This is a genomic window from uncultured Sphingomonas sp. (assembly GCF_913778135.1).
In the GTDB taxonomy this organism is placed as follows: domain Bacteria; phylum Pseudomonadota; class Alphaproteobacteria; order Sphingomonadales; family Sphingomonadaceae; genus Sphingomonas.
Map to the genome: position 1 here is coordinate 22,111 of NZ_CAJYVU010000062.1, position 10,427 is coordinate 32,537.

Sequence of the window (10,427 nt, forward strand, 5' to 3'; positions counted from 1 at the left end):
CGACCGCGTGGAACCGTAGCGGCAACCGCTGCCGCGACTTGACGCGGCGGCAGCGCAGGGGCCACAGGCACGCATGGACGGCGCTCCCCACCCCGACACCCACAATTTCAAGCGGCGCGGCGTGTTGTTCGTGCTGTCCTCGCCCTCCGGCGCGGGCAAGTCGACGATCGCGCGCAAACTGCTGGCGAGCGAACCCGAACTGTCGCTGTCGGTGTCGGCGACGACACGCGCGATCCGGCCGGGCGAACAGGACGGGCGCGACTATCACTTCGTCTCGCTCGATCGCTTCCGCGAGATGGTGTCCGCGCACGAGTTTCTCGAATGGGCGCACGTGTTCGACCAGCGCTACGGCACGCCGCGCGGACCGGTCGAGGACATGCTGGCCGCGGGCAAGGACGTGCTGTTCGACATCGACTGGCAGGGTGCGCAGCAGCTGCACCAGATCGCGGGCGGCGACGTGGTCCGCGTCTTCATCCTGCCGCCGTCGATGGAGGAGCTGCACAAAAGGCTGCTCAACCGCAACACCGACGCGATCGAGGTGATCGACCGTCGCATGGCGCGCGCCTCGAACGAGATCAGCCACTGGGACGGTTATGACTACGTGCTCGTCAACGACGATGTCGAGCAATGCTACGCGCACGTCCGCACGATCCTGGCGGCGGAGCGGCTGAAGCGGTCGCGTCAGACCGGACTGATCGGCTTTATCCGAAAGCTGCGCACTCCCGCCTGAACGGCGAGCCTCAGATTACAGCAGCGACAGGAAGCGCACCGCGGCGTTGAACTCGCGCCGACGATGATCGCGCGCTTGCGTAGCGAGGCTGTCCTCGCCCCACGATTCCGCCTGCCAATCCTCATCGACGTGCGCCGCATTCCACAATGCGTCGGCGTCGATTGCGCCTTCCGCCAGCGCGAGCGTGCCGACCAGCGTGCCGGTGATCGTCACCAGCGGCGACATCGGGGCGAGCGCGAAGGCATCGCGCACCGCAACCGCGTCGCTCAACTGCTGCACGGTCGCGGCGGGCTGCGCGTGGTGCATGACGCCGGCGACCGGCTCGAAGTGCACGTCGTAGCGTTTCCGCGCCCATTCCAGCACCGGGTCCCACGTCGCCGCTTGCCGTGCCACCAGTTCGTCGGGCTGGTCGGCACGGTAGTAGAGCAGGTCGCTGTCGGCATAAGCAGAGAGCCCGCGCGCGAACGCCGCGGCGTCGGGTGCGATCCGGTCGATCGCGGCGTTGGCTAGCCCCGTCAGCGGCATCGCGCGCGGGTCGATCGTGTCGCCCACCGCGCGCCATTCCTCCGCCACGGCGTGCGCCAGTGCTGCGGTCGGCAGCGCTAGCGGCGCGCGTCCGGGCGTGCGTACCGGGCGATCGTCGAGCCGGATGACCCTGTCGTCGCCGACCGTGACCTCGCGCCAGAACCGCTTCATTTCGGGCTCCGCCAGCGCGCGGCGAGCGCGCGCGGCACCGTTGCCAGCATCCACATCGCGGCGAGCACGATTGCGACACCCAGCACCTTCGGCCCGGTCGTCTCCGCACGACCGACCAGGATCACGCCCAGCACCGCGCCGAAGCTGCCGATGATCCTGACAGCCGACAAAGCCGCCCAGCGTGGCAATGCGGGATCGCTCACGAAGTCGTCTCCACCATCATTTCGCGGGCGAGATCGCGGAAGTGATGCACCACCGCGTGCGCTCCGCCTGCGCGCAGCAGCGCCTCGTCATGGTACCCCCAGGTGACGCCGATCGCGCGCACGTCCGCCGCGCGCGCCATTTCCATGTCGTAGCTCGTGTCGCCGATCATGACGGTCAGATGGGGATCGGCGCCCGCCTGCGCCATCGCGGTATGGATCATCGACGGATGCGGTTTCGACGGGTGACGGTCGGCCGTCTGCAACGTGACGAAGCGGTCGGCGAGCCCGTGATGCGCCAGCACGTGCGCCAGTCCGCGATCGGACTTGCCCGTCGCTATGCCGAAGATCCAGCCGGCTTCAGTAAGTTGGTCCAGTGCCTCTACCAGTCCGTCGTACAGCGGCTCGGCCTCCAGCAGCCCGTCGGTGCGCATCCGCTGGAACGCAGACTTGTAATCCTCCGCCACCTTTGTGTGGAAATCCGCCTCGGCATCGGGGGCCAGCGCGGCGACGGCCTCGACCAGGCTCAGCCCGACGATGCCGCGGATCGCGTCGCGCGACGGCGCTTCGACACGCACACCCGCGAATGCCGCCTCCATCGCGCGGCAGATGTTGGCGTGGCTGTCGACGAGCGTGCCGTCGCAGTCGAAGATGGCGAGGCGGACGGGGGCACGGAGCATGGTCCGACCCCTAGCAGCATCGCGTCGCACCTGCCATCGATCACGTCACCAGCGCAAAAGGCGGCCACAATGTTCATGCTCGCCGAACGATCCTGCGCCCGCGACAAGCCGTTGTTCCGCCACGACGAATGTTGGTGGCACGGCTAGGTTCGTTAATCTCGATATGATTAACGGTTTGCGGCCGCGGGAAGGGTGGCCGAAGCGGGTGAGATCTGATGTTCGGTGCGGTTGCCTTTACCTATGGCCTGTTGTTGACCTTCGTCATGTCGGGGGCGACGCGCAACGCGAAGCTCAGCCGACCCAACCCTGCGATGCTGTCCGCGATTGGCTACGTGCTGGTCGGAATCACCAGCGCGGCGTCGCTGCTGCTGTTCGGATACGCCGGCTGGAGCTACCTGAGCGCCGCCGCCGTCTGATCGGTCAGTTCCGGCGGTCCGCCATCGCCGCTGCAAGGTCGCCGCGCCCGCTGGCTCGCAACGCCGCCTCGACGCCGCTGCGATCATCGGCCGGCTTGTTCTGCGACAATTTGGCGGTACCCCGCCACGCCTCGACGCGGATCAGATAGCCCTGGATCGCGTCGAGCATCCGCTCGATCGATGCAGCAGGCACCTTGTCGGTCGTCCACGCCGGTTTGGGCGCCAGCCGCGCCTCGTGCTCGGCGGCCAGTGCCTCGATCTGCGCGACCAGCGCGTCGCGTGACAGTGGTTCGATCACACCCTCCGCCTCGACCGCGACGTAGTTCCACGTCGGCACCTGCGCCGCAGTCTCGTACCAGTCCGGGCTGACATAGCCGTCCACGGGGCTGAAGGAGGCGATCGCGCGCGCCGGCCGGCAGCGGCGCGACCCGATTGCGGCGCGAACAGTGGAAGTGCAGGTCGCCCGCCTCATCAAGCGTGCACGGCGTGTGGATGACGCCCGCGCCGCTAGCCCCGAGAACGAAGACGTGCGCGAACGCGGTCGCTCGCGCGATGCGGCGGCACGCGGCCGCGTCGATCCGAAACGCGGGGTCCGGATGCACGCCGGCGCTCAGTCGTCGCGGCTGCCGCGTCCGCGCCGCTCGCCGCGTCGCGCCTTGCGCACGCCCTTGGCATGCGCGCGCGCCTTCGCCTTCTTCTCCTCGCGCGTCGGGGGTACGAAGTCGTTGATCGGCATCGAATTGCCCGCCATCTCCTCGAACCCCAGGCTCGCCAGGCTCTCGGCGAAATGCTGCGGCAGTTCCGCAGTCACGTCGATCTCGCCGCCGTCGGGGTGATCGACGCGGATGCGGCGCGCGTGCAGGTGCATCTTGCGGCTGATCCCGCCGGTGAGGAACGCCGCCGGACCGCCGTACTTGCCGTCGCCGACGATCGGATGGCCGATCGCCGCCATGTGGACGCGCAGCTGGTGCGTTCGCCCGGTCAGCGGCTGCAGCTCGACCCAGCAGGTGCGGTTGCCCGCGCGCTCAATCACGCGGTAGCGGCTGCGCGCCGCCTGGCCCTCGGCCTCGTCGACGTGCATCTTCTCGCCGCCGGTGCCGGGCTGTTTGGCGATCGGCAGCTCGATCATGCCGTCGTCGATCGACGGCACGCCGACGACCAGCGCCCAATAGACCTTCTTCGCGGTGCGGCCCGAAAATGCCTTAGCGAAGAACGCCGCCGCGCGCGACGTGCGCGCCACCAGCAGCGCGCCCGACGTATCCTTGTCGAGCCGGTGGACCAGCTTGGGCCGACCGTCCAGATCGTCCTGCAACGCGTCGAGCAGCCCGTCGACGTGCGCGGTCGTCTTGGTGCCGCCCTGCGTCGCCAGACCGGGCGGCTTGTTGAGCACCAGCGCCTGCGCGTCGCGGTGGATCACCATCTCGCGCGCGAATGCCTCTTCGTCGGCGGTCAGTGGCGTGCGCTCGCGCTGCGGGCGCGCGGTGGTGCGCACTGCCTCGACCGGCGGGATGCGCAGCGTCTGCCCCGCCTGGACGCGGTCGCCGGGTCCGACCCGCGCACCGTCCAAGCGAAGCTGGCCAGTCCGCGCCCATTTGGCGACGGTGGTGAAGCTGGTCGCATCGAGGTGCCGCTTAAACCAGCGATCGACGCGGATGCCATCGTCATCGGGCGCGATCACGAACTGGCGGACGTTCTCGACGAGCTTGTTCACGCAACACCTCGCACGATCGACAGGCCCGCGAACAGCGCGACGATTGCGCCGATCACCGACACGGCGACGTAGCCGAACGCGGGCAGGATCGCACCGCGCTCGATCATGTTGGCGGTGTCGAGCGAGAAGGACGAGAAGGTCGTGAACCCGCCCAGCACGCCGATCCCGAGGAACAGCCGCCAGCCCTCAGGCGCGGACACGCGCGCCAGCATGCCGGTCAGCACGCCCATCAGCAATCCGCCGACGAGATTGACGGTCATCGTGCCCCACGGCCAATCGGGACCCAGCAGCGAGAGCGTGAAGCGTCCGGTCAGGTAGCGCCCGGCTGAACCGAGCGCGCCGCCTGCCATGACGGGAAGAAGCGCATTCATCCATGCGCCCTATCCCGAAACCGTCGTGAAAGGAATGCGGGGCATAGATCGGCTGAACGCGCCCCAATCGGCGCGCGCGCCGCCGGATCAGCCGCCGTCCGCCATCAGGTCGATGTCGGTGCCGCCGTCCTGCCGCGCGTGCATCGTCGCCATGAAGGTACCGCCGCCGCGGCGATTGCCCGCCAGCACATGCTCGGCGCCGTCGGCGTGATGCTCCGCCGTGTAGCCCGCGTCCGACGCCTTGGTGTAATACCAGTCGAGCAGCCGCTGCATCGGTGCCGCGGTGGAGAAGCTGACGACACGCAAGGCGCAGCCCTGCCCATCAGCGCCGGCGGCTTCGGTCACGCGCGCGTCGGGGTAGAGCGGTAGCCCGCGCGGCAGGCGATTGGCCCAGCCGGCGGAATAATCGACGTTCGCCGCGCACTGCCCGGCGCGGCCGCCTTGCGCCTCGGCGAGCGCACCGAGCGTGAGCGAACGCCGCGCGATCGCGCACTGGCGGCAGGTGCCGACCGCGGCCGGAGCGGTTCGCAGCGTTTCGCCGGCTGTCGTGAGCGCGGCAGGCTGGGCATGCGCGGCGGCGGCGATGTCGACCGGCGGGACGGCACCGCTCTGCGGCTGTGTCGGTGGGCGCACGGTATCGGCATTGGCCTGCTGCACCAGCGCGGGATCGACCATGATCTGGTCGCGCAGCGCCGCGGTCAGCGCCGGGTCGGCGGCGGGTGACGAGGCAGCGGTGCTCGTCGCGACCGCCGCGGGCACCGGCGAACTCGGCTGGTCGGGGTTCTTGCCGCAACCGGCGAGGGCGAGCGCGATAGAGCAGTGCAGGAGAAAGCGCGTCATTGGGTCCAGCGCAGTTGGAGCGACGCGTCTGCCTATGCGCGTGCGGCCGTTAAGGAACGGTGTGACAAAGTGTGTGTCACTCTTGCAAGACACCCGTAAGGCGACCACATCAGGCTCATGTTCAACATTCTCTCGATCCTGATCGGCCTCGTCGCGCTGGTGCTCGGCATCGTGCCGTTCCTGCCGTTCTTCGCTTGGGGTTACTGGTTCGTCATTCCGATCGCGATCGTCGGTGCGGCGATCGGCGCACTGTCGTCGTCGAACAGCGGGCGCAACCTGAACCTAGTGCTGATCGTCATCTTCGCCGCGCGACTGATGCTCGGCGGCGGCATCATCTGATACGAAAAAGGGCCCGGTGTCGTACCGGGCCCTCTCAGATCACTGATACCGATCAGCGGCAGCGCACGTTGCCGCGGTCGACCGACTGACCCAGCAGCGCGCCGCCGCCCGCGCCGATCAGCGTGCCAAGCAGGCGCGAACCACCACCGGCGATCACGTTGCCCAGCGCGCCGCCCGCCAGGCCACCGACAACCAGCCCGGTCGTGCCGTCGTTGCGGCGGCAGTAATAACGATTGTCGCTGCCGCGATAGATGCGGTCGTTACGACCGAGCGAGCGGGTCTGGTAATAGCGCCCGTCACGATAATAACGATCGGCGTAATAACCGCGCTGACCCGGCTCGAAGCGATTATAGTCGTAGCGGTTCGACTGGCGCCAATCGCGCACGTCGCGGCGGTAATCCTTGCGTGCGTCGCGAATGTCGTCGCGGTACTCGCGCCGAGCGTCGCGAACGTCACGACGATTGTCGGCATCGCGAATGTTGTCGCGGTACTCGCGCTGTGCATCGCGCACGTCGCGATTGTATTCACGGTTTGCCTGATACGGGTTCTGTGCCAGCGCCGGCACGGCAGTCAGCGTGGTGGCGGTCAGTGCCGCGGCAATAGCAATACGCATTGAACAACTCCATCCTGTTGGATAGCGGAAGAACACGGTAGGGCCGAAACGGTTGCGTGAACGCAAAACTACGCTTCGTTCACGAGCCCTTCAGCGACTTGTCCAGTGTTATTTCGGCATTCAACAACTTGGAAACTGGGCAATTCGCCTTTGCGTCATCGGCAATATGATTAAACTCTTGTTCATCAATGCCGGGCACTGTTGCGACCAGTGTCAGTGCCGACTTGGTGATCTTGAAACCCGGGCCGTCCTTGTCGAGCGTGACCTTGGCGCTCGTCTCCAGCGTTCCGTCGCCGTGACCTGCCTGCGCCAGCGCGAAGCTCAATGCCATTGTGAAGCAGCTGGCGTGAGCGGCGGCGATCAGTTCCTCGGGGTTGGTGCCGGGTTCGTCCTCGAATCGCGTGTTGAAGCCGTAAGGATTGTCGGACAACACGCCCGACTGCGTCGAGACATGGCCCTTTCCGTCCTTGCCCAAACCTTCGTAGCGAGCGGATGCGCTTCTGACCGTCATAAATGATCCTTGCCTGATGTGAGAACGGGTGCGGTTCCGCGAGGAGAACCACACCCGTCCATTTCGGTTGCATTCAGTCGATGCTCAGCCGCGCATCAGCGGCAGCGGCGATCCCCGCTGCGCTCGATCTCGCGGCCCGCCAGCGCGCCGCCGACACCGCCCAGCACGGTACCGAGCGTTCGGTCGCCGCGCGTGTCGATCGTCCGCCCGACCAGCGCACCCGCTACACCGCCGACGACCAGCCCGGTCGTGCCGTTGGGCTTACGACAACGCAGCCGTCCGTCGTTGCCGCGCCACTCGCGGTACGAATAACGCTTGCGCGCATCGGCGTCGTGCGTCGTGGCGATCAGCGTCGGCAGAACCATCGTGGTCGCACCCAGGGCAAGCATCAGATTACGCATGAACATTCTCCCGGTTTGTTTCGCGTTGATGATGAAACGACCGCTGGATGCCACCTGTTGCATGAACCTGAAACAACGTCGCGTTCATCGAAACATGCGCGGCGCGTGGCCCGTGCAATCCCGTTGGCAGCAGGAACCCAGCTGTGTCAGGCTCCAGATATGAGCAACACCCGCAACATCGTCATCCTGACCGGCGCCGGCATCTCCGCAGAAAGCGGGATCGCGACCTTCCGCGGGCCGGGCGGTCTGTGGGAAGGGCACCGTGTCGAGGACGTGTGCACGCCAGAGGCGCTCGCCGCCGATCCGACGCTCGTCCACCGCTTCTACGATGCGCGCCGCGCTGCGCTGGATCATGTCGCGCCCAATGCGGCGCACGTGGCGCTGGCGCGGCTCGATGCGGCATGGACGGGCGAGTTGCTGATCGTGACGCAGAATGTCGACGATCTGCACGAGCGGGCAGGGGCGCGGCGGATGCTCCACATGCACGGCGAGCTGCGTTCGGCACTATGCGGGTTGTGCGGTATTCGTACCGCCTGGACGGGCTCGCTGCCGCCGCATGCGCCGTGCCCGGACTGCGGCGAGGATGCCTTGCGCCCCGACATCGTGTTCTTCGGAGAGATGCCGTACCAGATGGACCGTATCGAGCAGTCGCTGGGACACGCCGACCTGTTCGTCTCGATCGGCACCTCGGGCGCGGTCTACCCCGCCGCCGGGTTCGTGCAGTTGGCCGCGCGTTACGGCGCGCGCACGCTCGAACTCAATCTCGAACGGTCGGCTGGGAGCGATTGGTTCGACGAAACGCGCCTCGGCCCCGCGAGCGTGCTGGTGCCAGAGTGGGTGGAGGAGGTGATCGGCGCTTCAGCGCGCTGACCGCTCAATCGACCCAGTCGAGACCCAGGTCGCGATAGACGCTGCGGTCCTCGTCCCAGTCGGGCTTGACCTTGACGTGCAGGTAGAGGTGCACCGGGCGGTCGAGCAGAACCGCCAGCTCGGCCCGCGCGCGTGCGCCGATCTCGCGGATGCGTGTACCCCCCTTGCCGAGAACGATCGCGCGCTGCGTCACGCGCTCGACCAGGATCTGCTGGTGGATTTCAGCCGATCCGTCCTCGCGCTCCTCGAACTTCTCGGTCTCGACCACGCTGGCGTAGGGCAGTTCGGCGTGGAGCTGGAGGTAGAGTTGCTCGCGCGTCACCTCGGCGGCGAGCGCTCGCTCGCTCGCGTCCGACACCTGGTCCTCCGGATAATGCCACGGCCCCGCGGGCATCGCGGCGGCGAAGGCGTTCTTCAACTCCTTCACCCCGTCGCCGGTCTGCGCGGAGATGAAGAAGGTTTCGGCGAACGGCAGCATCGCGTTCAACCGCTCGGCATGGAGCAGCAGCTTGGGCTTGTCGGCGAGGTCGACCTTGTTGAGCACGAGGTAGATCGGCTCCGATCGGCCTTTCAGCGCCTCGGCGATCTCGGTCACCTTGGGGCCGAGCCCGCCCTTCGCGTCGACCACCAGCGCGATCACGTCCGCGCCTTCCGCCCCGCCCCAGGCGGCGGCGACCATCGCGCGGTCGAGGCGGCGCTTCGGCTCGAAGATGCCGGGCGTGTCGACCAGCAGCAACTGCGTCTCGTCGCGGATCGCCACGCCCATCAGCTTGGTCCGCGTCGTCTGCGCCTTGGGGCTGACGATCGCGACCTTCTGCCCGACAAGCGCATTGACGAGCGTCGACTTGCCCGCGTTGGGCGCACCGACGACCGCGACGAGGCCGCAGCGCTGCGCGGCCGAGTTCACTTCGCTAATCTCGCTCACTCCCCGGCGAACGCGTTCTTGAGCCGCGAGAAGAAGCCCTGGCTCTGCGGGCATTCCTCGCCCGTCTCGGTCTCGCGGAACAGCTCCAGCAATTCGCGCTGCCGTGTCGACAGCTTGGTCGGCGTCTCGACGTCGATCTGGATCACGAGGTCACCGTGGCCGCGGCCCTGCAGCACCGGCATGCCGGCGCCGCGCTGACGCAACTGCTTGCCCGACTGGATGCCCGCCGGGATGCGAATCTCGTGCGCGCGGCCGTCGAGGCCGGGGATCGACATCGTGCCGCCCAATGAGGCGGTGGTGAAGCTGATTGGCGCGCGCGCGAACAGCGTCGTGCCCTCGCGCTCGAACAGATTGTGCCGCTTGACGTGGAGGAAGATGTAGAGGTCGCCCGGCGGTGCACCACGCGCGCCCGCCTCGCCTTCGCCCGACAAACGAACGCGCGTGCCTTCGTCGACGCCGGGCGGCACGTTGACGTTCAACGTCTTGGTCTGCTCGACTCGACCCTCGCCGCGGCAGTCGCTGCACGGCGTGTCGATCACCTCGCCCGAGCCGTGGCAGGCCGGACAGGCGCGCTCGACCACGAAGAAGCCCTGCTGCGCGCGAACCTTGCCGTGCCCGGCGCAGGTCTTGCACTGGTGCGCATGGGTGCCGGGCTTCGCACCCGAGCCGTGGCAGGTATCGCACGCGACCGAGATGTCGACGGTGATGTCGGTCTGCTTGCCGTGATACGCCTCTTCGAGCGTGATCTCCATGTCGTAGCGTAGATCGGCGCCGCGGCGCTGCTGGCGGCCGCCCTGCTGGCGCCCGCCCATGAACTCGCCGAACACGCTCTCGAAAATGTCGGAAAAGCCGCCGAAATCCTGCGGCCCCGCACCGCCTCCGCCATTCTGGAACGCGGCGTGGCCGAAGCGATCGTAGGCCGCGCGCTTCTGCGGGTCTTTCAGGCAGTCGTACGCTTCGCTGACGGCCTTGAACTTGGCCTCGGAGTCCTTGCAGCCGGCATTCTTGTCGGGATGGTACTTCATCGCGAGCTTGCGGTACGACGACTTGATCGTGCCGGCGTCCGCGGTGCGCTCGCATTCGAGCAGTTCGTAATAGTCGATCGTGGTGCTCATGCCGGCCTC

At 67.6% G+C, this 10,427-nt stretch carries 16 protein-coding genes; 4 read left to right on the forward strand and 12 right to left on the reverse strand.

The features are described 5' to 3' along the window. Nucleotides 1–73 precede the first annotated feature (73 nt). The gene (gene gmk / locus QZ847_RS06535) at nt 74–730 is read left to right on the forward strand and encodes a guanylate kinase (RefSeq protein WP_294191475.1); all 657 of its coding nucleotides are present in this window, start codon (nt 74–76) and stop codon (nt 728–730) included. A 15-nt stretch (nt 731–745) separates the two neighbouring features. Here gmk and QZ847_RS06540 read toward each other — a convergent pair whose 3' ends face one another. Genes QZ847_RS06540 through QZ847_RS06550 form a run of 3 tightly spaced genes read right to left on the reverse strand, consistent with a single transcriptional unit; the run spans nt 746 to nt 2,306 of the window. Further along, the gene (locus QZ847_RS06540; RefSeq protein WP_294354514.1) at nt 746–1,426 is read right to left on the reverse strand and encodes an ATP12 family chaperone protein; all 681 of its coding nucleotides are present in this window, start codon (nt 1,424–1,426) and stop codon (nt 746–748) included. Beyond that, nucleotides 1,423–1,629 (reverse strand): hypothetical protein, encoded by a 207-nt coding sequence (locus QZ847_RS06545; protein ID WP_093005327.1) that lies wholly within the window; start codon nt 1,627–1,629, stop codon nt 1,423–1,425. Before QZ847_RS06545 ends, QZ847_RS06540 begins: the two co-directional genes overlap by 4 nt. Continuing rightward, entirely contained in the window at nt 1,626–2,306 is a 681-nt protein-coding gene (locus QZ847_RS06550; RefSeq protein ID WP_294354519.1) for an HAD-IA family hydrolase, read from the reverse strand. The genes QZ847_RS06545 and QZ847_RS06550 overlap by 4 nt, the downstream gene beginning before the upstream one ends. A gap of 215 nt (nt 2,307–2,521) precedes the next feature. Here QZ847_RS06550 and QZ847_RS06555 point away from each other — a divergent pair, with 215 nt between their 5' ends. Continuing rightward, nucleotides 2,522–2,722 (forward strand): hypothetical protein, encoded by a 201-nt coding sequence (locus tag QZ847_RS06555; protein ID WP_294191479.1) that lies wholly within the window; start codon nt 2,522–2,524, stop codon nt 2,720–2,722. Between the two features lie 4 nt (nt 2,723–2,726). Here the strand turns inward: QZ847_RS06555 and QZ847_RS06560 are convergent, their stop codons facing one another. From QZ847_RS06560 to QZ847_RS06575, 4 genes are all read right to left on the reverse strand, one after another. After that, a complete protein-coding gene (locus QZ847_RS06560) occupies nt 2,727–3,194 on the reverse strand; it encodes an FMN-binding negative transcriptional regulator (RefSeq protein WP_294354522.1) in 468 nt (155 codons plus the stop codon). A gap of 138 nt (nt 3,195–3,332) precedes the next feature. Continuing rightward, the gene (locus QZ847_RS06565; protein WP_294191481.1) at nt 3,333–4,433 is read right to left on the reverse strand and encodes an RluA family pseudouridine synthase; all 1,101 of its coding nucleotides are present in this window, start codon (nt 4,431–4,433) and stop codon (nt 3,333–3,335) included. Continuing rightward, nucleotides 4,430–4,804: a fluoride efflux transporter CrcB gene (gene crcB / locus QZ847_RS06570; RefSeq protein ID WP_294354525.1), complete on the reverse strand. Its 375-nt coding sequence runs from the start codon at nt 4,802–4,804 to the stop codon at nt 4,430–4,432. Before crcB ends, QZ847_RS06565 begins: the two co-directional genes overlap by 4 nt. An 87-nt stretch (nt 4,805–4,891) precedes the next feature. Next, on the reverse strand, nt 4,892–5,644 hold the full coding sequence (locus QZ847_RS06575) for a hypothetical protein (RefSeq protein WP_294354528.1): 753 nt from the start codon (nt 5,642–5,644) through the stop codon (nt 4,892–4,894). A 117-nt stretch (nt 5,645–5,761) separates the two neighbouring features. Between QZ847_RS06575 and QZ847_RS06580 the strand changes: the two genes are divergently transcribed. Further along, nucleotides 5,762–5,983 (forward strand): hypothetical protein, encoded by a 222-nt coding sequence (locus QZ847_RS06580; protein WP_093005341.1) that lies wholly within the window; start codon nt 5,762–5,764, stop codon nt 5,981–5,983. A gap of 52 nt (nt 5,984–6,035) precedes the next feature. Here QZ847_RS06580 and QZ847_RS06585 read toward each other — a convergent pair whose 3' ends face one another. From QZ847_RS06585 to QZ847_RS06595, 3 genes are all read right to left on the reverse strand, one after another. After that, nucleotides 6,036–6,596, reverse strand: coding sequence for a glycine zipper 2TM domain-containing protein (locus QZ847_RS06585; protein WP_294354530.1), 561 nt, complete (start codon nt 6,594–6,596; stop codon nt 6,036–6,038). 79 nt (nt 6,597–6,675) lie between these two features. After that, entirely contained in the window at nt 6,676–7,107 is a 432-nt protein-coding gene (locus QZ847_RS06590; RefSeq protein ID WP_294354532.1) for an OsmC family protein, read from the reverse strand. 95 nt (nt 7,108–7,202) lie between these two features. Further along, a complete protein-coding gene (locus tag QZ847_RS06595; protein ID WP_093005951.1) occupies nt 7,203–7,508 on the reverse strand; it encodes a glycine zipper 2TM domain-containing protein in 306 nt (101 codons plus the stop codon). A 159-nt stretch (nt 7,509–7,667) separates the two neighbouring features. On the opposite strand from QZ847_RS06595, the gene QZ847_RS06600 reads away from it, so the two are divergent. After that, nucleotides 7,668–8,378: an NAD-dependent deacylase gene (locus QZ847_RS06600; protein WP_294354535.1), complete on the forward strand. Its 711-nt coding sequence runs from the start codon at nt 7,668–7,670 to the stop codon at nt 8,376–8,378. Nucleotides 8,379–8,382: 4 nt separating this feature from the next. On the opposite strand, the gene era is transcribed toward QZ847_RS06600, so the two are convergent. Then, nucleotides 8,383–9,303 (reverse strand): GTPase Era, encoded by a 921-nt coding sequence (gene era / locus QZ847_RS06605; RefSeq protein WP_294354537.1) that lies wholly within the window; start codon nt 9,301–9,303, stop codon nt 8,383–8,385. Further along, nucleotides 9,300–10,418, reverse strand: a complete 1,119-nt coding sequence (gene dnaJ / locus QZ847_RS06610; protein ID WP_294354544.1) for a molecular chaperone DnaJ — start codon at nt 10,416–10,418, stop codon at nt 9,300–9,302. The genes era and dnaJ overlap by 4 nt, the downstream gene beginning before the upstream one ends. Nucleotides 10,419–10,427 lie beyond the last annotated feature (9 nt).

Excerpts from the sequence above, each read along its gene's own strand:
- QZ847_RS06550 (WP_294354519.1), bottom strand. The coding sequence starts at position 2,306 with ATGCTCCGTGCCCCCGTCCGCCTCGCCATCTTCGACTGCGACGGCACG.
- QZ847_RS06580 (WP_093005341.1), top strand. The coding sequence starts at position 5,762 with ATGTTCAACATTCTCTCGATCCTGATCGGCCTCGTCGCGCTGGTGCTC.
- QZ847_RS06555 (WP_294191479.1), top strand. The coding sequence starts at position 2,522 with ATGTTCGGTGCGGTTGCCTTTACCTATGGCCTGTTGTTGACCTTCGTC.
- crcB (WP_294354525.1), bottom strand. The coding sequence starts at position 4,804 with ATGAATGCGCTTCTTCCCGTCATGGCAGGCGGCGCGCTCGGTTCAGCC.
- QZ847_RS06600 (WP_294354535.1), top strand. The coding sequence starts at position 7,668 with ATGAGCAACACCCGCAACATCGTCATCCTGACCGGCGCCGGCATCTCC.
- QZ847_RS06595 (WP_093005951.1), bottom strand. The coding sequence starts at position 7,508 with ATGCGTAATCTGATGCTTGCCCTGGGTGCGACCACGATGGTTCTGCCG.
- QZ847_RS06540 (WP_294354514.1), bottom strand. The coding sequence starts at position 1,426 with ATGAAGCGGTTCTGGCGCGAGGTCACGGTCGGCGACGACAGGGTCATC.
- QZ847_RS06590 (WP_294354532.1), bottom strand. The coding sequence starts at position 7,107 with ATGACGGTCAGAAGCGCATCCGCTCGCTACGAAGGTTTGGGCAAGGAC.
- QZ847_RS06560 (WP_294354522.1), bottom strand. The coding sequence starts at position 3,194 with ATGAGGCGGGCGACCTGCACTTCCACTGTTCGCGCCGCAATCGGGTCG.
- QZ847_RS06585 (WP_294354530.1), bottom strand. The coding sequence starts at position 6,596 with ATGCGTATTGCTATTGCCGCGGCACTGACCGCCACCACGCTGACTGCC.
- gmk (WP_294191475.1), top strand. The coding sequence starts at position 74 with ATGGACGGCGCTCCCCACCCCGACACCCACAATTTCAAGCGGCGCGGC.
- QZ847_RS06575 (WP_294354528.1), bottom strand. The coding sequence starts at position 5,644 with ATGACGCGCTTTCTCCTGCACTGCTCTATCGCGCTCGCCCTCGCCGGT.
- dnaJ (WP_294354544.1), bottom strand. The coding sequence starts at position 10,418 with ATGAGCACCACGATCGACTATTACGAACTGCTCGAATGCGAGCGCACC.